The sequence below is a fragment of the Haloarcula rubra genome (assembly GCF_019599465.1).
Lineage (GTDB): Archaea > Halobacteriota > Halobacteria > Halobacteriales > Haloarculaceae > Haloarcula > Haloarcula rubra.
In genome coordinates this window covers 227,404-249,337 of the sequence record NZ_RKLR01000003.1, presented here as the reverse complement: position 1 = coordinate 249,337, position 21,934 = coordinate 227,404, and the positions used below count along the sequence as shown (strand labels likewise).

19 protein-coding genes are annotated in these 21,934 nt (G+C 64.6%); 3 read left to right on the top strand and 16 right to left on the bottom strand.

Features of this window, described 5'->3' with window-relative positions; all coding sequences use genetic code 11:
* Nucleotides 1–36: 36 nt before the first annotated feature.
* The 8 genes from EGH21_RS09500 to EGH21_RS09465 all read right to left on the bottom strand — a co-directional run bounded on the left by EGH21_RS09500 (nucleotide 37) and on the right by EGH21_RS09465 (nucleotide 8,501).
* Nucleotides 37–1,107: a Gfo/Idh/MocA family protein gene (locus EGH21_RS09500; RefSeq protein WP_220618240.1), complete on the bottom strand. Its 1,071-nt coding sequence runs from the start codon at nucleotides 1,105–1,107 to the stop codon at nucleotides 37–39.
* A gap of 54 nt (nucleotides 1,108–1,161) precedes the next feature.
* Complete coding sequence (locus tag EGH21_RS09495; RefSeq protein WP_220618239.1) at nucleotides 1,162–1,368, bottom strand: DUF8005 family protein; 207 nt, start codon at nucleotides 1,366–1,368, stop codon at nucleotides 1,162–1,164.
* An 8-nt stretch (nucleotides 1,369–1,376) separates the two neighbouring features.
* Nucleotides 1,377–2,573 carry an ABC transporter ATP-binding protein gene (locus EGH21_RS09490; RefSeq protein WP_220618238.1) on the bottom strand — a complete coding sequence of 399 codons (1,197 nt, stop codon included), beginning with the start codon at nucleotides 2,571–2,573 and terminating at the stop codon, nucleotides 1,377–1,379.
* 7 nt (nucleotides 2,574–2,580) lie between these two features.
* Complete coding sequence (locus EGH21_RS09485) at nucleotides 2,581–3,579, bottom strand: carbohydrate ABC transporter permease (protein WP_220618237.1); 999 nt, start codon at nucleotides 3,577–3,579, stop codon at nucleotides 2,581–2,583.
* A 1-nt stretch (nucleotide 3,580) separates the two neighbouring features.
* On the bottom strand, nucleotides 3,581–4,561 hold the full coding sequence (locus EGH21_RS09480; protein WP_220618236.1) for a carbohydrate ABC transporter permease: 981 nt from the start codon (nucleotides 4,559–4,561) through the stop codon (nucleotides 3,581–3,583).
* Nucleotides 4,562–4,640: 79 nt separating this feature from the next.
* The gene (locus EGH21_RS09475; RefSeq protein WP_220618235.1) at nucleotides 4,641–6,161 is read right to left on the bottom strand and encodes an extracellular solute-binding protein; all 1,521 of its coding nucleotides are present in this window, start codon (nucleotides 6,159–6,161) and stop codon (nucleotides 4,641–4,643) included.
* Between the two features lie 237 nt (nucleotides 6,162–6,398).
* The gene (locus EGH21_RS09470) at nucleotides 6,399–7,475 is read right to left on the bottom strand and encodes a TrmB family transcriptional regulator (protein WP_220618234.1); all 1,077 of its coding nucleotides are present in this window, start codon (nucleotides 7,473–7,475) and stop codon (nucleotides 6,399–6,401) included.
* 51 nt (nucleotides 7,476–7,526) lie between these two features.
* The gene (locus EGH21_RS09465; RefSeq protein ID WP_425433301.1) at nucleotides 7,527–8,501 is read right to left on the bottom strand and encodes an aldo/keto reductase; all 975 of its coding nucleotides are present in this window, start codon (nucleotides 8,499–8,501) and stop codon (nucleotides 7,527–7,529) included.
* A 117-nt stretch (nucleotides 8,502–8,618) separates the two neighbouring features.
* Here EGH21_RS09465 and EGH21_RS09460 point away from each other — a divergent pair, with 117 nt between their 5' ends.
* Nucleotides 8,619–9,419 (top strand): DUF8054 domain-containing protein, encoded by an 801-nt coding sequence (locus tag EGH21_RS09460; protein ID WP_220618232.1) that lies wholly within the window; start codon nucleotides 8,619–8,621, stop codon nucleotides 9,417–9,419.
* A gap of 315 nt (nucleotides 9,420–9,734) precedes the next feature.
* Nucleotides 9,735–10,382: a transcriptional regulator GfcR gene (gfcR, locus tag EGH21_RS09455; RefSeq protein WP_220618231.1), complete on the top strand. Its 648-nt coding sequence runs from the start codon at nucleotides 9,735–9,737 to the stop codon at nucleotides 10,380–10,382.
* Here the strand turns inward: gfcR and EGH21_RS09450 are convergent, their stop codons facing one another.
* The 8 genes from EGH21_RS09450 to EGH21_RS09415 all read right to left on the bottom strand — a co-directional run bounded on the left by EGH21_RS09450 (nucleotide 10,383) and on the right by EGH21_RS09415 (nucleotide 20,617).
* Nucleotides 10,383–12,092, bottom strand: a complete 1,710-nt coding sequence (locus EGH21_RS09450; protein ID WP_220618230.1) for a glycoside hydrolase family 13 protein — start codon at nucleotides 12,090–12,092, stop codon at nucleotides 10,383–10,385.
* 76 nt (nucleotides 12,093–12,168) lie between these two features.
* Nucleotides 12,169–13,884 carry a glycoside hydrolase family 13 protein gene (locus EGH21_RS09445; RefSeq protein WP_220618229.1) on the bottom strand — a complete coding sequence of 572 codons (1,716 nt, stop codon included), beginning with the start codon at nucleotides 13,882–13,884 and terminating at the stop codon, nucleotides 12,169–12,171.
* 3 nt (nucleotides 13,885–13,887) lie between these two features.
* On the bottom strand, nucleotides 13,888–15,543 hold the full coding sequence (locus EGH21_RS09440; RefSeq protein WP_220618228.1) for a glycoside hydrolase family 13 protein: 1,656 nt from the start codon (nucleotides 15,541–15,543) through the stop codon (nucleotides 13,888–13,890).
* A gap of 130 nt (nucleotides 15,544–15,673) precedes the next feature.
* Nucleotides 15,674–16,753 (bottom strand): M24 family metallopeptidase, encoded by a 1,080-nt coding sequence (locus EGH21_RS09435; protein ID WP_220618227.1) that lies wholly within the window; start codon nucleotides 16,751–16,753, stop codon nucleotides 15,674–15,676.
* An 88-nt stretch (nucleotides 16,754–16,841) separates the two neighbouring features.
* Nucleotides 16,842–17,951 carry a Gfo/Idh/MocA family protein gene (locus EGH21_RS09430; RefSeq protein WP_220618226.1) on the bottom strand — a complete coding sequence of 370 codons (1,110 nt, stop codon included), beginning with the start codon at nucleotides 17,949–17,951 and terminating at the stop codon, nucleotides 16,842–16,844.
* Entirely contained in the window at nucleotides 17,948–18,109 is a 162-nt protein-coding gene (locus EGH21_RS09425) for a hypothetical protein (RefSeq protein ID WP_220618225.1), read from the bottom strand. Before EGH21_RS09425 ends, EGH21_RS09430 begins: the two co-directional genes overlap by 4 nt.
* A gap of 12 nt (nucleotides 18,110–18,121) precedes the next feature.
* The gene (locus tag EGH21_RS09420) at nucleotides 18,122–19,090 is read right to left on the bottom strand and encodes a sugar phosphate isomerase/epimerase family protein (RefSeq protein WP_220618224.1); all 969 of its coding nucleotides are present in this window, start codon (nucleotides 19,088–19,090) and stop codon (nucleotides 18,122–18,124) included.
* A gap of 42 nt (nucleotides 19,091–19,132) precedes the next feature.
* Nucleotides 19,133–20,617 (bottom strand): methyl-accepting chemotaxis protein, encoded by a 1,485-nt coding sequence (locus EGH21_RS09415; protein WP_220618223.1) that lies wholly within the window; start codon nucleotides 20,615–20,617, stop codon nucleotides 19,133–19,135.
* 102 nt (nucleotides 20,618–20,719) lie between these two features.
* Between EGH21_RS09415 and EGH21_RS09410 the strand changes: the two genes are divergently transcribed.
* The gene (locus tag EGH21_RS09410) at nucleotides 20,720–21,916 is read left to right on the top strand and encodes an ABC transporter substrate-binding protein (protein ID WP_220618222.1); all 1,197 of its coding nucleotides are present in this window, start codon (nucleotides 20,720–20,722) and stop codon (nucleotides 21,914–21,916) included.
* Nucleotides 21,917–21,934 lie beyond the last annotated feature (18 nt).

Below are 21,934 nucleotides of genomic sequence, written 5' to 3'. Positions count from 1 at the left end.
CTCGGGATTAAGTCTTTCTTCACCATTATTCGGCGACTAGTCGAGCGATATCGCACGGCCCTGCTCGCTGGACCGGTAGATGGCGTCCATCACTCGCTGGACGGTCAGCGCCTGTTCGACGGTGTTCGTCTCCGGTGGCTCGCCGGCCGCGACAGCCTCGACGAACCGCTGCTGTTCGATGGCGTGCGCTTCCTCGTCACGAGTCTCTATCTCGCTGGTCCGGTGGTGCATCACACCGGTCGACGCCGTCTCGTACAGTTCCAGCGAGCTGTCGGCGAGGTCCAACCCCGCGCCGGCCTCGTCGCCCCGGACGTAGTACTGCTGGCTGTCCGGTCGGTTGGTCGCCCACGCCACTTCGAGGGTGACCGTCGACCCGTCGGCACAGCGGATGAACGCGCTCGCCGAGTCGTCGACGCTGAACTCGTCTGCCCCCTGGTCTTCGCCCCACATCGTCACGTACGCGTAGTCGTCGTCGGTCCCGAACTGGGCCCGCGTCTCGCCCGAGACTTCGACCACGTCTGGGTAGCCGAGCAGATACAGCGAGAGGTCGATGGCGTGTGCGCCGATGTCGATGAGCGAGCCACCGCCAGCGATGGGTTGCTGTGTGAACCACGACCCCCGTCCCGGGACGCCGCGGCGGCGGATGTAGTCGGCTTCGACGTGTGTCACCTCGCCCAGCGTCCCGTCCTCGGCGTACCCGACGAGGGCCTGTACGGGGTTCGCGAACCGATTGTGGAACCCGACCATACAGAACCCCGGTGCGTCGGCGGCAGCCGCGGCGATACGTTCGGCGCTCGCGAGCGAGTGTGCGAGCGGTTTCTCGACGAACACGTCGAGTCCCGATTCGAGCGCACCGACGACGTACTCCTCGTGGAACTTGTTCGGCGTGGTCACGAGGACGGCGTCGACGTTCGCGTACAGCTCGGCGGGGTCCTCGTACACCGTCGCGTCGTACGCCTCGGCGAACGACTGTCGGGCGTCAGGGTCGACGTCCATACCCGCAGTGACGATGTCGCCGAGACCCGCTTGCTGGAGTCGGTCGCAGTGGAGGTGGGCGATGTTGCCGAGTCCGACGAAACCGAGACGGACTGTCGAGATGTCGGTCATATATCTGCTGTCACTGATGGATGACAGCGGACGAGACGAGAAAAGGGTCCCGGGTCAGTACAACTGCTTCTCGCGTTCTTCGCGCTCTTCTTCGCGTTCCTGCTTGGCCTTCTGTGCACGCCTGCCGCGCCGGTACTCGACGATGCCCGGGATTATCTTGTTCTTCAGGTCCAGTACGAACGACCCGATGCCGTACGCCCAGAAGAAGAACAGGACCAGCATGAGGCTGAACCAGACGAGTCCGGGTAGCTGGTCTAACATCGTGGGACTCAGTCGTCGGATTCGGCCTCGCTGCCCGCCGCCCCGGCACCGGTGTCGACAGGCTCGAGTTTGTGGACGAGCGCCTCACCCGTCGCGCTGTCGAAGATGTGGACGTTGCGGCGGTCGATTGCCACCTCGATGTCCTCTTCCTCCCGAATATCCGAATCCGGTTCGATGCTCATCAGGAGTTGGTTGTTCGTCGTCTGTTCCTGGTCCATCGACGTCTCGCTCTCGTCCAACAGCATGTAGGCGAATATCTCGTCGCCCATCGGTTCGAGGATGTCGACCCGCGCGGAGATGAGCGAGGACGGGTCTCTGATTTCGCTCCGGAGTTCGCCGGGGTAGATGTCTTCCGGGCGAATGCCGATGGTCACCTCGTCGCCGACGCCGAGTCCCTCGACCGTCGCGGGGTCGAACGCCAGCGAGAAGTTCGGCGTCTCGATGGTGTTCTCCGAGACGGTCCCGGAGACGAAGTTCATCGACGGCGACCCGATGAAGCCCGCGACGAACAGGTTGTCTGGCTCGTTGTAACAGGTCAGCGGCGGGTCTATCTGCTGGAGACTCCCGCTGTTGAGGACGGCGATGCGGTCAGAGAGCGTCATCGCCTCCTCCTGGTCGTGGGTGACGTAGATGATGGTGGTGTCCAGTTCCTTGTGCAGGCGCTGGAGTTCGGTCCGCATGTGGACCTTGAGCTTCGCGTCCAGGTTCGCCAGCGGCTCGTCCATGAGGAACACGTCCGGTTCACGGACGATTGCACGGGCGATGGCGACACGCTGACGCTGACCGCCGGACATCTCGTCGGGCATCCGGTCCAACATCCCCTCTAGCTGGACGATTTCCGAAGCCCGTTCGACCCGCCGGTCGATTTCGTCCTGCGGGTAGTCCCGCAGGCGCAGGCCGAAGGAGATGTTGTCGTAGACGTCCATGTGGGGGAACAGCGCGATGTTCTGGAACACCATCGCGATACCCCGGTCTTTCGGTGGGAGGTTCGTCACCTCGCGGTCGCCGATGTACACTTCGCCCTCGCTGGGGATGGTGAGGCCGGCGATGGTCTCCATCGTCGTCGACTTCCCACACCCGGAGGGACCGACGAAGCAGATGAACTCACCGTGGTCGATGTCGAGGTTCATGTCGTCGACCGCGGTGACGATTTCACCCTGGTCGTCGTAGCGTTTCGTGACGTGTTCGAGTTTGACTCCTGCCATTGTTGTATTACTCCTTGAGTGCGCCTGAGGTCAGTCCGCTGACGATGCGTTCCTGTGCGACGATGACGAGGATGACGACGGGGAGCACCCCGACGATGCTCGCCGCCGCCATGAGGTTGAACTGCGTGGTGTACTGGGTCTGGTAGCTCAGAATCCCACCGACGATGGGCGACCACTTCGCCGCCTCAGGCGACGTCGCCATGATGGAACTGAAGAAGTACTCGTTGTACACCGCGATAAAGGTTAGCACGGATGCCGTCGCCACACCGGGTGCCGACAGCGGCATGATGACCCGGAACAGCGCACCCAGTCGCGTGGTCCCTTCGACACGGGCGGCGTCCTCCAGACCGTCCGGAATCTGCCCGTAGAACGTCGTCAGGATGAAGATGGACAGCGGCATGAACAGCGCGCTGAACGGCAGCACCATCGACCCCGGCGTGTTCAGCAGGCGCGGCGGCGTGAACAGCGGGATGCTCGTGAACGGGATGGTGATGGCCTCGTTCCCGGCGAACGCCTGGAACAGCGGGATGACGAACGCGGCGGGCGGGAAGTAGCTGATCGCGAGGATGCCCAGCATCAGCAGTGCGCGGCCGGGGAAGCGGAGTCGACCGAACACGTAGCCAGCCAGACTCGCGACGAACAGGACGATGACCGTCGTCGTGACGGCCAGCGCGAAACTGTTCAGCATGTAGAGGTGGAACGGCACCTGTTCGAACACCGTGACGAACGCCGCGGGGTTGAACCCTTTCGGGACCGGCAGCGGGAAGGTCCCGCTGACGCCGAACAGGTTGACGGTCGGGAGGAAACTCCCGGCCAGCAGGTTCCCTTCGGGCGTCACCGCGAGAACGGCGAGCCAGTAGAACGGGAACAGCGTCGTGACGAGGAAGAACACCATCGCTGCGTAGAACAGCGCCCGGTACACTCTCTCCGGGTTCTGGATGGCTCCCTGCGTCCACCGTGCGAGCGGTCCGTCGCTGTCTTCCGGTTCTTGGGTCGTCGTAGCCATGTTATATCGCGTCCTCCCCCTGCCACACGATGATGCCCATCACGACGAGACCGATGATGGCGGCCGTCACGAACGCGATGGCCGCCGAGGTGCCCTCACGGGTGTTGAACGTCGCGACGACCATGCAGGACAGTGACGGGACCACGGCACAACTCGACACCGTGTCGATGATACCGTACACCCGCATCGCCTGCACGGAGCGGAACAGCACCGCGACGCCGATGGTCGGCAGGATGAGCGGGAACGTGATGAGTTTGAACTGTTGCCACTTCGTCGCGCCCGCGACCTTCGCGACGTCGTAGAGGCCGCGGTCGATGCTCTGGAGGCCCGCCAGTATCAGCAGGGCCATGAACGCCGACGTCTTCCAGATGTCCGCGACGATGATGATGAACGTCGCACTCGCTGTGTCGTTCAGCGTGTTGGTGGGTGCCAGCAGGCCGAGGTCGGCCAGCGGCGGCGTCGCGAACCCGACGTTCGAGTTGAACATCAGGAAGAATATCATCCCCTGAATGACGATTGGCACCGCCCACGGGATGATGATTGCCGCACGGACCCACCGTCGCCCGTAGAAGTCCTGGTCGAGGATGAGCGCCTGTCCGAGGCCGATGAGGGTCTCGAACAGGACACTCACGACGGCGAAGATTATCGTGATGACCAGCGCGCTGTTGAGCAGGCTCGTGAACTCGAAACTACTCGGCAGGAACGTCGTCCCACCCGGGAGGTAGCGGTTCTTCTCTCCCGTGAACAGCCCGACGTAGTTGTCGATGCCGACGAAACTGGTGCTGGTCAGGTCCGTCGAGACGGCGTACAGCGACAGTTCGAACGTCCGCAACAGCGGATAGAGGGCGACGACGCCGAGCAGTACGAATACGGGTATCAGCAACAGGTACGCGTACTGCGTGTCGCTCAGGTTCTCCATCCACCGCATCAGATCGACGAGCGCACCCGAACGTTGTGACTCCCTCCCTGTTTCTGTACTCATCTATGCATCTCCCTCCTGGCTGGGGTCCGCTCCATAATCAATAATAACTTAGGTCTGTTGTAAAACTAGGCTGTGAGTCTTACGAGGACTCGGTGGCCTGGAGGTCCGACTCGAGCGTCTGCATCGCGCTCTCGGAGGACGTCTCCTGCCCGACCGCCCGGTTGGCCTGCTGGGCGATCTTGCTCGACTGGTCGCTCCAGACGGCGGTCACCGGGCGCGGCATCGTGTTGTTACCGGCGACCTGCAGCGTGTCCATGTAGCGGCCGACGACGGGCACGTTCCGCGCCTCGTCGGAGTTGAACAGTTCGGGCCGCGGCGGCAGCCAGCCCTGGATGGACAGCAGCCTGAGCTGGAAGTCCGGCTGCATCGCGGCGCGGATGACCTCGGTGACGGCGTCCTTCTGGCCGCTGTTCGGGTTGACCGTCATGTGCCAGCCACCGAGTGCGGCCGTCGTACCGCCGGTGCCGGGCTGTGCGGCCTCGCTCTCGGGCACGGCGTACGGGATGGGCATCGCGCCGAGGTTCTCGCCGAGGGCGGGGTCTTCGGTCTCCTCCGGGTTCCGACCGGTGAGCGCGAGCGAGTAGGGCCAGTTGCGGTGGAAGACCGCGTTGCCCTCTGCAAACGGCGCACGGGCGGATTCCTCGGTCCAGCCGAGGATGTTGGTCGGCGTGAAGCCGCCGCCGTAGCTGCTGAACTGCCCGCCGAAGTCTTCGTCGTGGACGAACTTCCGCATCATGTTCAGCGAGTTGATGACCTCCGGGCGGTTGACCGTGATAGGTCGCTCGCCGACCGGCCCGAAGAGGTTGTCGCGGCCGCCGAAGTAGGCGCCGCCCCACGAGGACATGACCTCGTTGAACGTACAGCAGGAGGTCCCCTCGTAGATGTCCCACTGGGTGGTGAAGCCGAAGTCCGTGTCGGAGTTGTCGTGGACGTCGGCGGCGATGTTCGACCACTTCTCCCACGTCATCGGTTCCGTGGCCCAGTTCTCGGACTCGGGACTGTAGCCGGCTTCCTCGACGAGGTCCTTGCGGTACTGCATCGTCGGGAAGTCCGGGAACACCGGGACACCGTAGAGGTCCCCGCTGCCGGGGTCTCGTGCGGTGTCGGTGAACGCAGTGAAGTAGTTATCGGAGACGTCCGAGAGGAGTTCCTCCGGGAGCGACTCCGAGAGGTTCTGGAGCTGACCGCGCTGGATGAAGATGTTCGTCCAGCCGTTGTCCATCAGGAACATGTCCGGGTCCGTCTCGCCGGCGTTCAGGAGCCGGTTGTAGTTGGCCCGGGCCTGCCCGGTGTCCTGGTTACGCGGGACGAACTCGACTTCGATGTCCTCGGGAAGCCCGTTCTCACGGAGGGCTTCCTTGATAGCTGGACCGTTGTTCTGGACTGCGACCGGGTCGAAGCCCCAGCGGACCGTCGTCGTATCGCCGCCACCGCCGCCGCCGTCGCCGGTCGAGCCACCGTCGCCGCCACCGCCGCCGCCGACGAAGTCTGCACACCCCGCTATCCCTGCTGCGACACCTGTCGCACCTGCTGCCCGAACGAACCGTCGCCGGGAAACGCCTGATGAGCTGTCGCCGTCTCTCGTGCCATTGTCCGACATGTCTAATCTGTGGTTGCAGGGGCAGCACTTAAAGGTTATCCATAATTAACCACAGGTGTTGTTAATAGCCTGTGAACCCGCCGTCAAACACAAAAATTCCTGACAGATACCGTGCTCGGCGAAGAGGTTCAACTTAACTTTTTGGTAATGACAAACGGTTATTTGTGACTGCAGCCGTCTTAAACGCGCAAACTGAGGTACTGTTTATTCGGCCGTGGATCGACCGGCAGTGAGTCCCTACTCGTACTCGACGCTCTCTATCGTAATCTCGGTGACTTCGATCTGCTCGAGGACCGCTCCCCAGCCACCGATGTCGTACGTCTCGCCGTCGACGTCGAGCGTGGCGCTGATTCGGCCGGCGAGTTGGGCCAGCGGAACGGGTTCGGTCCGGCCGAGGGAACTGCCGGTGTAGTCGACGTCGGTGATGTAGCCGGTCAACTCCACCTCGGCCTTCGTGTCGGTCTCGCGGCCTCTGACCGTCGCTTCTATCGACGCCCCCTCCTGCAGGAGCGGTTCGATGTCTCTGACCGCGTGCCGGAGGTCGACGTACGTCGTCGGCGTCTCGGGGCTCCGCTCGGTGTGGAGGGTGTCCCATATCTCCCAGAGGCAGGTGAGGAAGAACCAGTGGAAGAGGTAGGTGTGGGTCCGGTCGTTCACGAGGACGCCGTACTCGTTGACGGAGTGCCGGTGCGGTGCGAAACAGGTCCACGTGCGGTCGACGAGCACGAGGAAGGGTGCGGGGATGTCACGGTGGCGCACCTCCGTACACGTCCCCTCGAGGTCGGCCACGTTCGGCGCATCCTCGCCGGGTTCCGTACAGATGCTCAGTTTGATGTTGACGCCGCGTTCGTAGGCGGCCTCGAGTTCGGGCCGCAGTTCGTAGAACTGCGTCGGGTCGACGCCCAGTTGTATCTGGTTCTCCGCCGACTCGATGAGTTCGCGGGCGCGGTTGAGGACCGTATCGAACCGCTTGACGATGCTCACCTCGTGGTCGGAAATCTCCGGTTGGTTCCACCGGTCCTCTATCGTCTCCGCGGCGTCGAGGTACTTGTTCGACCGGGAGCGTAGGTCTTCGAGGACGCCGTCGGGGTTGCGAGCGCGGGCCGTGAGGCTGTCCTGTTGGAACGTCTCGATGTAGTCTTTCGATTCGAGGTCGCGGAGAACGTCGTAGATTCGAGGGTCCGGCACGTCGCACGACTCGGCGACGTCGGTGGCCGACGCCGTGCCGAGTTCGAGCAAGGCCACGTACGCCTCGGCCTGATAGGGGGAGAGGCCGGCGTCCTCTAGTATCGTCGTCAGTTCGTCGTCGTCCATGGGTGTGGGGAGCGTCTGGGTTCGGGTTGTGTGTCCATCGGTCGAAGCCTGTCAGTCCTTGCCTTTCACAGGCCATTGGGGGTACTTCGGCGCTTCGATACGGTCGAGTTCGTCGGCGGCGAGGTCGAGGTCGACCGCGGCGACGTTCTCTTCGAGGTGGTCCATAGTCCGCGGGCCGATTATCGGCGCGTCGACGACCTCCTTGTGGAGGAGCCACGCCAGACTGACCTGTGCGGCCGTCGCGTCTCTGTCCGCCGCGATAGCCCGTATCTCGTCCAGCACCGCCCAGTTCTCCTCGGTGAAGCGGTTCGCAGTGTACTCGTCCTCGCTCGCGCGCCCGGACGCTGGCGCGCTCTCACGGTCGTACTTGCCGGCGAGGAATCCGCCCGCCAGCGGCGACCACGGGATGACGCCGATACCCTCCTCGGCACACACGGGCAACAGGTTCGCCTCCTCGTGCCTGTCGACGGCGTTGTACTCCGGTTGCATACAGGCGAACCGCTCGTAGTCCTCGATGTCGGCGGTGTAGAGCGCTCTCTGGAACTGCCAGTTGGCCATCGTGCTCGCGCCGATGTACCGGACGTACCCCTCGTCGACGAGGTACGAGAGCGCGTCGAGCGTCTCCTCGATGGGCGTGTCGTCGTCCCAGCGGTGTATCTGATAGAGGTCGATGTGGTCGACGCCGAGTCGGTCCATGCTCGCGTGACACTGGTCGATGACGTGCTTCTTCGAGAGGCCACCGCCGTTCGGGCCGTCGAACATGTCGAAGTACACCTTCGTCGCGAGGACGAGTTCCGACCGTCGGTGCGAGTCGACGACGCTCCCGACTATCTCCTCGCTCTCGCCAGCGGAGTAGGCGTTGGCCGTATCGAGGAAGTTGATACCGAGGTCCAGGGCCCGTTCGACGATGTCTCGACTCCGTTCGACGTCGTTCAGCATCCACGGTTCACTACTGCCGAAGTTCATCGTCCCGAGACAGAGTTCGGAAACCTCCAGTCCCGTCGAACCCAGCGTCGTGTACGACATCTCCCCGTCGTTCATGAGGGTATCTAACAACACCTGTTGTTAAAAAGTTTGTTGGGTAGTAACAAGACTCTCCGCCTGAAGGGAAGGCTAATACTGTGGGAGCGATACGACCTCCTGATGGCCGAACTGGACTCGCTCCGCGAACCCGACCACACCGGGTCGAACAGATGCTGGCCGTGTACGCTCGTGAACGCCTGCCTCGTCGTGCTCTTCGTCCTCTGGTTGCGCGTCCGGAACAGGCGGCTGGCGAGTCTCGCCGTCGCGACAGTGGGTGTCGCGGCGATATACCTCCGTGGCTACGTCGTGCCGTACACGCCGCAGTTCGCGCCACGACTCGTCGCGGCGTCGCCCCTCCCGAACGAACTGTTCCACGACGCCGACGTTCGGGACCCCGAGTCAGAGCGCGAGTCGCTCGCCGAGACGGACCTCGACGGCGAGACGGTGCTGTCGGAACTCGCGGCGGCCGGCGTCGTCGAGGCCGACGGCGAGATGCTCCTGCTGACAGAGGACGTCGACGACGCGTGGCACGAGGAGATGGCCCACCTGTCGACCCTCTCGCTGTCGGCCCTCGCCGACGAGACGCGGCGGACGCTGGACACCGTCTCGGAGACAGACACGTTCACCGACGGGGCCGAGTGGGTCGTCATAGACGGTGAACTGGTGGGTCGCCCGGTCGTCGTCGCCGAACTGGCGGCCTATCGCGTCCTCGACGAGTACGTCGACGACGAGTCGGTCAGACTGGCCGGTGCAGCGTCGTTCCGGATGTTCCTCGACGAGTGTCCGGTGTGTGAGACCCCCTTAGCGGAGTCGTCCGAAGTCTCGTGCTGTGGTGGCTACACCAAACCGAACCAGTCGCCGGACGACATCCTCGTCTGTCCGGCGTGTGAGCAGCGACTCTTCACGTTCCCGAGCGAGTGAGCGGTCGGTTCAAAATCGGCGGGAAGGTGTCCCGCCATACGTCGACTGGTGACAACCATGCTCGCCGGTCTGACAACCGGGCGAAGGTGGGTGGTGGGGGGTTGGCCGGGCGTACGACGGTGGTGGGAAGTGAGGGCGTGTGGGGGTGCGATGGCGTTCGCAGTCGCCCTCAGTGGTGCCGTCTGCGCCGTTCGGCCACGAACGACGGATACGACCCAGCCAGCAATGGGTAACAACGCCCGTTGTAAAAAGTTTTCGGCGGGCAAACGGGCCGGTAGCATTGCCTATTAAGTCGTGCCACCCGGAGTGACCAGTATGAAGAACATCGACGACCTCGTCGACAGCGCCGCCGACCTCGCCGAGCGCGGCCTGTCGAAGGGCGAAATCGCCGACGAACTGAACGTCTCCCGGGAGACTGCCAGTTGGTTGGTCGAGCGGAGCGGTACCGGAGCGACGCCGAAGAGCACGACCACCAGCGGCCCCCACGACATCCACGTCGACTGGTCGGCCGTCGGCCGCGACAGCAACCGACTGCACCACGTCGGGTGTGCGATGGCCGACCTGCTCTCGAAGCAGGGCGAGGACGTCGACCTGACAATCGGCATCGAGAAGGCGGGCGCACCGCTGGCGACGACGGTGGCACGACAACTCGACACCGACCTCGGCACCTACGCGCCGACCAAACACCAGTGGGACGACGACGATAGCGGCACCAGCGACGGGACGTTCTCCCGGAACTTCGCTCAGATTCGCGACCGCGACTGCTACGTCGTCGACGACACGATAACGAGCGGCAACACCATGACAGAGACGGTGGACGCGATTCGCGAACAGGGCGGCAACCCCGTCGCCTGCGTCGTCCTCGCGGACAAGCGCGGTCTGGAGGACATCCGCGGCGTCCCGGTGTACTCGCTCCTGCAGGTCATCCGCGTCGGGAGCGACGACGAAGAAGTCGAAGAGTAACTATCCGAGGTCGCAGATTCGCGCCTCGTAGGGCTGGAGCGTCGTCCCGTCTCGCTGTTCGTAGTTGCCGAACAGGACCGGACTCTCGACGCCCTCGACGCCCGACACGTCTCGCGGTTCGTCCTGCCAGTTCAACACCACCAACACCGCCTCGTCCCCCAGCGTCCGCCGGTGGGCCCAGACGTTCGGGTACGTCTCGTCGGGCAGGACGTACTCCGTGTCGCCGTAGACCAGCACCTCAGATTCGGACCGGAGGTCGAGCAGTCGCCGGTAGTAGTGGAAGATTGAGTCCGGGTCCGCCATCGCTCGCTCGGCGTTGATTCGCTCGTAGTCGTCGTTGACCTGAATCCACGGGTCGCCGTCGGTGAAGCCGGCGTGCTCGGAGTCGTCCCACTGCATCGGCGTCCGGGCGTTGTCCCGAGACCGGTTCCGGACGAACGGGGCGATGGTCTCGTACGGCACGTCGTGCTCTTCCATCAGGATGTCGACCTGTCCCCGGGCCTCGACGTCTCGTATATCCTCTCTGTCCCAGTCGGCGTTGGTCATCCCTATCTCGTCGCCTTGATAGAGGAACGGGGTCGCTCGCTGGGTCAGGAGGAAGGTGGCGACGAGTGTCGCCGACTCGCGGTGGTAGTCGTGCGCGTCGCCGAACCGGGAGACGGCCCGGGTCTGGTCGTGACTCCCCATGTAGAGGCAGTTCCACTCGTCGCCGACGCCCTCGTCCCAGTAGCGGATGGCCTCCTGCAGGTCGGCGAGGTCCATCGTGTTCAGCATCTCGTCGAGTGCGTCGTCGCCGGCGCTGGCGAGCGTCTCCATCCCGACGTAGTCGGGACTCCACTTCCCGCCGGGTCCGTACGTGACGTCCATGTGGTCGAAGTGGACCACCATGTCGACGCCGTCGTCGTAGTACTTCTTCGCCTCCTCGGGGTCGGCGCCGGGCGTCTCGCCGATGAGCATGACGTCGTAGTTCTCGTACGTCTCGGCGGCCATCTCCTGCATGAACTCGTGGATTCGCGGCCCGTTGAAGTACAGGTCCATGTCGAACCAGTCCTCGCCGGTGTCGGCGTCCGGCAGGCCGTGTGGCTTCGAGATACAGGAGATGGCATCCATCCGGAAGCCGTCGATGCCCTTCTCCAGCCAGAAGTTCATCATGTCGTAGATGGCCTCGCGGACGTCGGGGTTCTCCCAGTTGAGGTCGGGTTGCTTCTCGTCGAAGAGGTGGAGGTACCACGCTTCGCGACCCTCGTCGTACGTCCACGCCGGACCGCCGAACAGCGATATCCAGTTGTTCGGGGGTTCGTCCGGGTCGCCCTCGCGCCAGATGTACCAGTCGTCCTTCTCGCCGTCTGGGTCGCGGGACTGCTGGAACCACTCGTGTTCGTCGGAGGTGTGGTTGACGACGAGGTCCATCACCAGTTTCATGCCCCGGTCGTGGACGTCGTCGAGGAGGCCCTCCCAGTCGCCCATCGTCCCCATCTCGTCCATGACGGAGCGGTAGTCACGGATGTCGTACCCCATGTCGACGTTCGGGGAGTCGTAGACGGGACAGAGCCAGACGACGTCGACGCCGAGTTCGTCGAAGTAGTCGACGCGGTTCCGGATACCCTGCAGGTCACCGATACCGTCGCCGTCGCTGTCGTTGAAGCTCCGCGGGTACACCTGATAGACGGACGCCTCCTTCCACCACGCGCGGTCGGGTTCGTTACTCATTGTCAGTGTGGATGTGAGCGTGTGTCATATTCGGTGTCTGTACTGAACCTGGAGTGGCTAACCGAAAAAACTGCACTCAGTCGAGTTGATAGATTCGCGCCTCGTACGGCGCGAGCGTGACCGACTCGGGAGCGTCGTCGCTCCGGTCGTAGTTCGACAGGAGCAGCGTGGCCTCGTCGTACTGCACGGGCAGGTCGACGGTCGGCCGGTCGCCGAAGAAGTTCAGGACGACGAGGACCTGTTCGGTCTCCCCGTCCTCGGTCATCGTGCGCGTGTACGCGTACACGGACTCGTGGTCCGGGAGGAGGTCGTCGTACTCCCCGTAGACGAGGGTGTCCTTTCGCTCGCGCAGGTCGACGAGGTCGCGGTAGTAGTTCAGCACCGAGTCCTCGTCTGCCTCTGCCGCCTCGACGTTCACCTCGTCGTGGTTCGGGTTGACCTGAATCCACGGGTCGGCGTCGGTGAAGCCGGCGTGCTCGGAGTCGTCCCACTGCATCGGCGTCCGAGCGTTGTCACGCGAGCGGTAGGCGACGACGTCTCGCACGTCGTCGTAGCCCTCGTGGTCCTCGGATTCGAGGAGTTCCTCGGCGTGGTTGATGGCGTCGACGTCGCGCAGGTCGTCCATCGACTCCCACGGCGCGTTGGTCATACCCAGTTCCTGCCCCTGATAGATGTAGGGCGTCCCGCGCAGGGTGAGCATGAACGTCCCGAGGAGTTTCGCCGACTCGCGGCGGTAGTTCACGGGGTCACCGTACCGCGAGACGACGCGTGGCTGGTCGTGGTTCTCCCAGTACAGGGCGTTCCACCCCTCGCCTTCGAGGCCGGTCTGCCAGCGGCCGACGATCTCCTTGAGTTCGGTCAGGTCCCAGTCGCCGACGGCCCAGCGCTCGTCGCCGTCGTAGTCGAGTTTGGTGTGCTGGAAGTGGAAGGCCATGTCCAGCGGTCCGTCGGCGCTGACGTACGTGCTGGCCTCGTCGACCGTCAACTGGGGCATCTCGCCGACGGTCATGATGTCGTAGTTCGAGAGGACCTGCTCGTCCATCGCCTCCAGATACGCGGTCATCTCGGGACCGTCGATGAAGTGCTCCGAGCCGACCCACTCGCTGTCGGGGTCGCCGTCCGGGAGCCCGTCGGCCTTCGAGAGGAGGTTGATGACGTCCATCCGGAAGCCGTCGATGCCCTTCTCCAGCCACCACTCGATGGTGTCGAAGACGTCCTGTCGCACGTCTTCGTTCGCCCAGTCGAGGTCTGGCTGTGAGGTGTCGTAGAGGTGGAGGTAGTACGCCTCGCGCTCCTCGTCGTACTCCCACGCGGAGCCACCGAAGAAAGACTCCCAGTTGTTCGGCGGGTCCTCGCCGTCGCCCTCGCGCCAGATGTAGTAGTCCTCGTACTCGGGGTTGCCCTGCCGGGATTCGACGAACCACTCGTGGTCCCGGGAGGTGTGGTTGACGACGAGGTCCATGATGAGACGCATGTCCCGGTCGTGGACCTCCTCGAGGAGTCGTTCCCAGTCGGCCATCGTCCCGAACTCCTCGTAGATGGCCCGATAGTCGCTGATGTCGTAGCCGTTGTCCTCCTGCGGGGAGTCGTAGACGGGGTTGAGCCAGATGACGTCGACGCCGAGCGAGGCGATGTAGTCGAGTCGGTCGGCCAGCCCTCGCAGGTCGCCGACGCCGTCGCCGTCGCTGTCGTTGAAACTGCGCGGATACACCTGATACACGACGGATTCTTTCCACCACGCTCGTTCGTCGTCCGATACTGTGTCTTCGGGTTTCGTCCGTTGGATAGGCATGGGTCAGTTCAGGGAGTGGACGCGGGCCTCGTACGGCCGCAGCGTCAGGTTCGCGTCGGTCACGGTCGGGGCGTCGTCGTAGTTCGCGACGAGGAGGTCGTTGGTCCGGGCCGCGTCGTCGACGGTCACGCTCGTCTCGGTGTCGGAGAAGTTCAGCGTGACGAGGACGGCCTCGCCGTCCAGTTCCATCCGGTAGGCCCAGACGGATTCGTGGTCGGGGAGGAGGTGGGTGTAGTCGCCGTAGACGAACACCTCGTGGTCCTCGCGCAGGTCGACGAGGTCACGGTAGTAGTGGAGGATGGAGTCCTCGTCGGCCTCGGCTTGCTTTACGTTCACCTCGTCGTGGTTCGGGTTGACCGAGAGCCACGGGTCGCCGTCGGTGAACCCGGCGTTCTCGGAGTCGTCCCACTGCATCGGCGTCCGGGCGTTGTCCCGCGAGCGGTCCCGGACGATTTGCTGGACCTCTTCGAAACTGTCTATCTCGCCGGCCTCGATGGCCTCCTCGACCTTGCCGATGGACTGGAGGTCGTCGAGTTCGTCGAGACTGCTCCACGGGTAGTTGGTCATCCCTATCTCCTGGCCCTGATACACGTAGGGCGTCCCGGAGAGCGTAAAGAGGAGCGTCCCGAGGAGTTTGCCGGACTCGCGGCGGTACTCGCCGTCGTCGGCGAACCGCGAGACGATGCGCGGTTGGTCGTGGTTCGTGAGGTACAGCGAGTTCCAGCCGTCGAGTTCGGTCTGCCAGTGGGACACGATGGCTTTCAGGTCGGTGAGGTTCCACTCCGACGGTGTGAGCCACCGGTCGCCCATGTCGACGAGCATGTGTTCGAAGTGGAACACCATGTCCATCGGGCCGTCCGGGGAGACGTAGTCGCTGGCCGTCTCGACGTCGATGTCGATACACTCGCCGACGGTCATCGTGTCGTAGTCGTCGTAGGTCGCCTCGGCCATCTCTTCGAGGTACTCCTGGGCGCGCGGCCCGTCGGCGAAGTGTTCGATGCCGACCCAGTCCTGCGAGGGGTCGCCGTCCGGGAGCCCCTCGGGTTTGGAGACCAGATTGATGACGTCGAGGCGGAAGCCGTCGATGCCCTTCTCCAGCCAGAAGTTCATCAGGTCGTGGACGTCCTCGCGCACGTCGGGGTTGTCCCAGTTCAGGTCGGCCTGCGAGTCGTCGAAGAGGTGGAGGTACTGCATCCCGACCTCCTCGTCGTACTCCCACGCGGACCCGCCGAACCCGCTCTTCCAGTTGTTCGCGGGGACGTCGCCGTCCCGCCAGTAGTAGTACTCGCGGTAGCCGTCCTCGTCCCGGCGAGACTTTTTGAACCACTCGTGTTCGGTCGAGGAGTGGTTCACCGCGAGGTCCATGATGAGGCGCATGTCCCGGTCGTGGACCTCCTCGAGGAGTCGTTCCCAGTCGGCCATGGAGCCGTACTCCTCGTGGATGGCTCGGTAGTCGCTGATGTCGTAGCCGTTGTCCTCCTGTGGGGACTCGTAGACGGGGTTGAGCCAGATGACGTCGGCGCCGAGCGACGCGACGTGGTCCAGTCGGTCGATGATGCCTTGCAGGTCACCGACGCCGTCGCCGTCGCTATCGTTGAAACTCCGGGGATAGATCTGGTAGACGACCGCCTCCTTCCACCACGTGCGTTGCTCGTCCATACAGTTCCACGGTAGTCTAATCCGACACTTAAATCTATGCTTTGTACAACAACGGGTGTTGTAAACAATTCTTCGTCCGTGGATTCTAGCTCGAATCGCTCTCTACCGCGCACAGAGGGCACCTTGCCGATTACCGTTCGAGGACGGCGTGCCGTTCGAGTTCGAGGTCGTACGCCGTTGCCTCGACGGTGACCGTCGGCCAGTCACCGGTAGTCGAGAGCGTCTCGACGCCGTCGCTACTGACGAGGTGCGTGTCTTCGCTCTTCGCTCCCTGTACCGTCGGGTTCCACGCGTAGGCTTGCGGCAGGACCACCGGGGCCTCGCTGTCCGGCGTCGCTATCCACTCGCGGCCGGCGAACCCGGTGGCGCCGCCCTGGTGGTGGTTGCGCCACTCGCCGTCCCACCCGACGGCGTCGTAGGCCGTCTGGACGGCCTCGAACACGTCGCCTGCCGTGCCACCGACCGACCCGACGGCCCGTGTCGCGGCCAGTGCCGTCGTCTCGACGCGCATCGCCGCCTGCGTCCGGTCTTCGAGCCACGCCGGCGGGTCGAACGCCACGGCCCGGGTACAACTCGTGTGCAGGCCGTCGCGCTCGGCCGTCACGGAGAGGAGCGCGTACGACCCGAGTTCCTCGTCTTTCGGCGTGTAGTGGCGGTACCGCTGAGCGCGCTCACCGCCGCCGACGAGGGCGACCGGCGAATCGACGTTCCGGGCCGAGAGTTCGCCGCGCAACTCGGCGGCGACGGCCCGTTCCGTGTCGGTCGCTTCAACGTCGCGAGCGACGGACTCGACGACAGCGGCGGTGTCCTCGCTCAGGTCGCGGTACAGGTCGACCTGCGCGTCGGTCAGGGGTTGTCGGAGCGCCGACGCGTCGACCCGCTCGAACCCCGGCACGTCGAAGTCGGCGGCCGCGGGCGCCGGACTCACCGACTGCACGGCGTCGGCGAGGCCACCCTCGTACCACTGGAACGTCTCGACGTCGACGGCCGCGTCGAGTTCCTCGTCGCGCAGTCGCGGCGCCTCGATGTTGTCCGTGACGACGGTCACGCCGTCGCCGTCGTACCCCGCGGCCGCGACGCCGACGTCGCCCGCCCTGTCGACGACGTTGTCGCCGCCGGTGAGCCACGCGAAACTGTTCGGTCGCGCGAACCACACGGCGTCGAGTCCTTCGTCGGCCAGATACGCGTCGAGACGTGAGTGCTCGGACATACCGCTCAAACCGAGGGCGGAGAGTAAAAATGGGGGGGCCACTCGGGAGCGGACCGTCGGCCCGGCCCCGTAGCCCGGCGTGACGGAATCAGGTCACGTCGACCCACTCGCCGCTGGCATCGCTCCGTTCGACGGCGTCCAGTACCCGCTGGACGGCCAGTCCGTCGGCGAAACTGGGTTCGTAGGCGGCGTCGTCGGCGACGGCCGAGAGGAACTCGTAGTTCTCGTGGACGAACGTGTGTTCCCACCCGATGACGTGGCCCGGCGGCCACCAGTGCTCGACGTACGGGTCCTCGGCCTCTGTCATCAGTATCGTCTCGAAGCCCCGCCCGTCCTCGCGTAGCAGTTCCAGTTCGTTCAGTCTCTCCAGCGAGAACCGCAGGCTTCCCTTCGTCCCCTCTATCTCTATCGTGTGGTCGTTCTTGTGGCCGTTGGCGAACCGCGAGGCCTCCAAGGTTCCCATCACGCCGTTCTCGAAGGCGACCTGTGCCGAGTACGCGTCGTCGACCGTAACCGGCCGTGTCGCGCTTCCGTCTTCGATCGGTCGCTCGTCGACGAACGTCCGCAGGTGGCCGCTCAGTTCCGCGATGTCCCCGACGAGGAACCGCGCGAGGTCGACCGTGTGCGCACCCAGATCCCCGAGCGCGCCGCTCCCGGCCATCTCCGCGTCGTTGCGCCACGACCACGGCGCCGCCGGGTCGGTCAGCCAGTCCTGTAAGTACCGCCCGCGGAAGTGGCGAATCTCTCCCAACTCCCCGGCGTCGATGAGGTTCTTCGCGTACTGGATGGCCGGGATGAACCGGTAGTTGAACGCGATGCCCGCCGGCACTGCCGCGTCGGCGGCGGCTTCGGCCATCTGTTCGGCCGTCTCCAGCGTCGGCGCCAGTGGTTTTTCGCAGAAGACCGGGGTGCCGGCTTCCAGCGCCGCGATGGACGGCTCGGCGTGGATGTGGTTCGGCCCGAGGTTGTAGAACACGTCCACGTCGTCTACCACGTCGCGCCAGTCGGTCGCCGTCCGCGCGAACCCGAGTCTGTCGGCGGCGTCTGCCAGCGCGTCTTCGTCGCGCCCGACCAACACGTCCCGGTTGAGCTCGGGTGCGTCCTCGAAGAACATCGGGAGGCGAGCGAACGCGTTCGCGTGTGCCTTCCCCATGAAGCGATACCCCAGTACGCCGATGTCGAGTGGTTCCGTGGTCATGCGCTCGTCTCTCCCGTGCCGCGAGCGAACAGCGTGAGCGAGCGGCCTTTTTCGCCCACGTTTTTGCGCCGAGTGGTCGCCGCAGGCGACCCGAGGCGGAAAAAGGTGGCCGTGGAGCGATACCCCAGTACGCCGATGTCGAGTGGTTCTGTGGTCATCGTGTGGTGTGGTTATTCGGCCCAGTAGGCGTCGCCGGGTTGGGTTTCGAAGACGGTGCGGTCGAGGACGTCGACGGCCTTCTCCAGTCCCTCGCGGGCGCTGGTGAGCGAGTCCTCGTGTTCGATAGAGAGGGCGCCGTCGTAGCCGACCATCCGCAGCGTGGAGACGACGTCCTTCCAGTGCTGTTCGCCGTGGCCGTAACCGATGGAGCGGAACAGCCACGAGCGGTCCGCTTCCTCCGTATATCCGGTCGTGTCGAGGACGCCCTTCTCCCGAGCGTTCTCCTCGTAGACTTTGGTGTCTTTGGCGTGGAAGTGGTGGATGGCGTCGTGGTCGCCCAGCAGGCGGATGGCCGCGGTCACGTCGATGCCCTGCCAGTAGAGGTGCGAGGGGTCGAAGTTCGCGCCGATGCGGCCGTTCGTGGCCTCGCGGAGTTTCAACAGCCCGTGTGGCTCGTAGACGAGCATGTTCGGGTGCATCTCGATGGCGACGTCGACGTCGTGGGCGGCGGCGTGGTCGGCGAGATCGGCCCAGTACTCGACGGCGACGTCCCACTGGTAGTCGTGGGCGTCGGCGTGTTCGCTGGGCCACGGCGCGGTCACCCAATTCGGGACTTCGTCGTTGGGCCCGCCGGCCGGGAGCCCGGAGAAACAGGTGACCGCGTCGACGCCGAGTTGGTCGGCCAACGTGATGGCCTCGCGGAGTTCCGTGTCCGCCTCGCTCGCTCGCTCCTCGTCGGGGTGGAGCGGGTTGTTGTGGGTCGCCAGCGCGCTCACCTCCATCCCGTACTCGTCCAACAAGTCGTGGAGCGCGGCCTGTGCCGCATCGTCGTCCAGATACTCCTCGCGCGGGAGGTGGTCGTCGCCCGGATAGCCGCCACAGCCCAACTCCACGGCGTCGACGCCGATGCCGTCCAGATACGACAGCGCGTCCTCGAGCGATTGGCCGCCGAGCGGGACAGTCAGCACACCGATTTGCATACGGCGATTTACAACAGGTGTTGCGATAAAAATTCGGGGACGTCAGTCCGCGGTCTCGTAGCGGTCGAACAGCGTGCTGAGTTGCTGCGCGCGCATGGTGAGCATGCGGACGTTGACGTACATCTCGCCGAGCGCGAGGGTCTGTTCCTCGGCGATAGCGGCGACGTGTTCGGCCTCTTCGACGTTCTGCTGGGACGTCTTCGCTACGTCGTCGGCGATGGAGGCGACTTCCTCGGAGGTGGCCGCCTGGTCGTCGGTGGCGTTGCTAATCTCCTTGACGCCGGAACTGGTCTCCTGGACGTGTTCCATGATGGATTCGAGCGCCTCCAGCCCCTCGTCGACGGCTTCCTGTCCCTCCTCGACGGAGGTCTGCATCTCGGTTATCTCTTCGACGGCGTCCTCGGTCTGGTTCTGGATGTCCGCGATTCGGTTCTCTATCTGGTTCGTCGCGTCTTTCGTCTCCTCGGCGAGTGACTTGACCTCGTCGGCCACGACGCCGAAGCCGTTGTTCTCTGCCCCCGACGATGCGTGTGCCGCCTCGATAGAGGCGTTCAGCGCGAGGATGTTCGTCTGCTCGGCGATGTCGTCGATGAGGTCGACGATCTCCCCGACCTCCTCCATCTGGTCGTCGAGCGTCTGGACCGTCTCGACGACGTCGTCGGTCTGGTCCACCGTCGTCGCCATCGTCTCGTGGGCCTCGCGGCCCGCCTCGATGCCGTCGACGGTCCGTTTCTCCGTCTTCTTTGCCATCTCGGTGACCTCGTTCGAGGACGCGGCTATCTCCTCGATAGTCGCGGACATATCGGACATCTCCTCGCTGATGGTCGATATCTGCTGGTGCTGTTCGTGGAACACGTCCGCGATCTCCTGCACCGTCCCGGCGACGCTCTCGGCGGCCTCTTTGACCGCGTCCGTCGCGGCCGAGACTTGCTCGGAGGATTCGGCGACGTCGTCGGAGAACTCGCTCGCCGTGTCGATGGTCTGTTCGAAGGCGTCGGCCATCTCGTTGAACTCCGTCGCGAGTTGGTTGAGCGAGGCCGAGGGCGTCTCGGCGTCCATCCGTTGCCGCAGGTCTCCCTCGCTGGCGACGTCGAGCGTCCGACAGCAGGCGTCCAGATACCCGTTCAGGTCGTCGACGGTCACGCCGCTCGTCTCGGTGACGCCACCGTCGGCCAGAGTCGCCTGCTGTGTGTCTACCGAGTTCGGCCCCCGGTCGCGGAGTTCGGCCCGCGCCGCGGCGAGGTCGGCGACGAGTTCGTCCCGCGTCAGCCGTGTCCGCCCCAGTTCGTCTTCGAGACGGTCGCGGTCGCGTTCCAGTGCGTCCCGCTCGGTCGCGAGACGGTCGTGTCGGGCGCGTACGCGCCGAACAGAGTAGACCGCCGCCGTAGCAGCGACGACGAACCCCACGACCGAGAGAACCGGTACCAGTCCCCCGGGCGCGAACCCGAACACGAGCCCCTGAAATATCGCGTGGCCGAACTGTCCCACCACGGCCAGTCCCACGCCTCGTTGTTGCCAGTCAACCATACGGGCCCATTTGAGAGGGGGGATATAAATCGTCATGCCCGGAAAATCACGACTGAGAACGGGCGGGGAAATTTCATAACGACTCGATAGCGACTGCACGACATGTCACGGTCTACCTCTGTGGGTGGGGGCGAGAGTGGGGAGTTGCTACACCGGTTGGTCGGTGGCGACGGCGGCGCGGCGTTAGACGCGTTGCTCGACGGCTTCGGCCAGCGACACCCGGAGGTTTCGATGCGGGACGTCGCCGACGAGAACCTGAGCCTCGAGGTCAAGAGCCGCATCCTCAAGGAGAGTCCGCCGGACGTCTGGATAGAGTGGCCGGGGAAGAACCTCCAACCGTACGACGACGCCGCCGTACTCGGCGACGTCACGTCCGTCTGGGAGGACACCGACATGGAGCGGTACTATCTCGACGGGCCACGGAACGCCGCGAAGTTCGACGGGGTCTATCGCGCTGTACCGCTCAACATCCACCGCATCAACAACCTCTTCTACGACGTCGAGCAGGCGGAGGCGCTGGGCGTCGACCCCGCCGCTATCGACAGTCCGCGGGCGTTCGCCGAGGAACTCCAGCGTATCGACGCCGAGACCGACCAGACGGGGATGCTGTTCCCGATGAAGAACCCGTGGACGGTCCTCCAGATGTGGGAGACGGTGCTACTGGGCGAACACGGCCACGACACGTACAGGCGCGTCACGGACGACGCCGCGGCGGCCCACCGCCGGGCCATCGTCGACGCGCTCGACATCGTCGGGCAGTACGCCGAGGTGGCCACGGAGGACAGACTCTACACGTCGCTGACCGACGCCAACGAGCGGTTCGTCGACGGCGAGTCCGTCTTCTTCCATCAGGGCGACTGGGCGGCAGGCGCCTACACCGAGTCCCCGGAGTTCGACTACGGGACCGACTGGGACCACGTGCCGTTCCCCGGTACCGACGGGCTCTACGCGATGAACATGGACGCGGTCATCGCCGCGAGCGTGACCGACGACTCGGAGGCCGTCTCGACGTTCCTCTCGTACGTCGGCTCTGCGGACGGTCAGCGGCGGTTCAACCAGAAGAAGGGGTCCATCCCGCCCCGGACCGACGTCGACACGTCCGCGTTCACGCCGTTCCTGCAGGAACAACAGAGCGCGTTCCAGCAGTCGGCGAGCCAACCGCTGTCGATAACCCACGGGCTGGGTGTCCGACCGGACCAACTCATCGAACTGAAGACAGCCATGTCGACGTTCGTCTCCTCGTGGGACTCCGAGGCCGTGGCCGACGACGTCGTCGCCGCGCTGGACCGGTCGGCGTAGGCCGAGTCGATTCCTCTA

What these genes read in the sequence shown, in the direction of transcription:
- EGH21_RS09480 (WP_220618236.1), bottom strand. Translation starts at nt 4,561, where the DNA reads ATGAGTACAGAAACAGGGAGGGAGTCACAACGTTCGGGTGCGCTCGTC.
- EGH21_RS09495 (WP_220618239.1), bottom strand. Translation starts at nt 1,368, where the DNA reads ATGTTAGACCAGCTACCCGGACTCGTCTGGTTCAGCCTCATGCTGGTC.
- EGH21_RS09460 (WP_220618232.1), top strand. Translation starts at nt 8,619, where the DNA reads ATGGCCGAACTGGACTCGCTCCGCGAACCCGACCACACCGGGTCGAAC.
- EGH21_RS09445 (WP_220618229.1), bottom strand. Translation starts at nt 13,884, where the DNA reads ATGCCTATCCAACGGACGAAACCCGAAGACACAGTATCGGACGACGAA.
- EGH21_RS09450 (WP_220618230.1), bottom strand. Translation starts at nt 12,092, where the DNA reads ATGAGTAACGAACCCGACCGCGCGTGGTGGAAGGAGGCGTCCGTCTAT.
- gfcR (WP_220618231.1), top strand. Translation starts at nt 9,735, where the DNA reads ATGAAGAACATCGACGACCTCGTCGACAGCGCCGCCGACCTCGCCGAG.
- EGH21_RS09435 (WP_220618227.1), bottom strand. Translation starts at nt 16,753, where the DNA reads ATGTCCGAGCACTCACGTCTCGACGCGTATCTGGCCGACGAAGGACTC.
- EGH21_RS09490 (WP_220618238.1), bottom strand. Translation starts at nt 2,573, where the DNA reads ATGGCAGGAGTCAAACTCGAACACGTCACGAAACGCTACGACGACCAG.
- EGH21_RS09410 (WP_220618222.1), top strand. Translation starts at nt 20,720, where the DNA reads ATGTCACGGTCTACCTCTGTGGGTGGGGGCGAGAGTGGGGAGTTGCTA.
- EGH21_RS09470 (WP_220618234.1), bottom strand. Translation starts at nt 7,475, where the DNA reads ATGGACGACGACGAACTGACGACGATACTAGAGGACGCCGGCCTCTCC.
- EGH21_RS09430 (WP_220618226.1), bottom strand. Translation starts at nt 17,951, where the DNA reads ATGACCACGGAACCACTCGACATCGGCGTACTGGGGTATCGCTTCATG.
- EGH21_RS09500 (WP_220618240.1), bottom strand. Translation starts at nt 1,107, where the DNA reads ATGACCGACATCTCGACAGTCCGTCTCGGTTTCGTCGGACTCGGCAAC.
- EGH21_RS09415 (WP_220618223.1), bottom strand. Translation starts at nt 20,617, where the DNA reads ATGGTTGACTGGCAACAACGAGGCGTGGGACTGGCCGTGGTGGGACAG.
- EGH21_RS09440 (WP_220618228.1), bottom strand. Translation starts at nt 15,543, where the DNA reads ATGGACGAGCAACGCACGTGGTGGAAGGAGGCGGTCGTCTACCAGATC.
- EGH21_RS09420 (WP_220618224.1), bottom strand. Translation starts at nt 19,090, where the DNA reads ATGCAAATCGGTGTGCTGACTGTCCCGCTCGGCGGCCAATCGCTCGAG.
- EGH21_RS09475 (WP_220618235.1), bottom strand. Translation starts at nt 6,161, where the DNA reads ATGTCGGACAATGGCACGAGAGACGGCGACAGCTCATCAGGCGTTTCC.
- EGH21_RS09465 (WP_425433301.1), bottom strand. Translation starts at nt 8,501, where the DNA reads ATGTCGTACACGACGCTGGGTTCGACGGGACTGGAGGTTTCCGAACTC.
- EGH21_RS09485 (WP_220618237.1), bottom strand. Translation starts at nt 3,579, where the DNA reads ATGGCTACGACGACCCAAGAACCGGAAGACAGCGACGGACCGCTCGCA.
- EGH21_RS09425 (WP_220618225.1), bottom strand. Translation starts at nt 18,109, where the DNA reads ATGACCACAGAACCACTCGACATCGGCGTACTGGGGTATCGCTCCACG.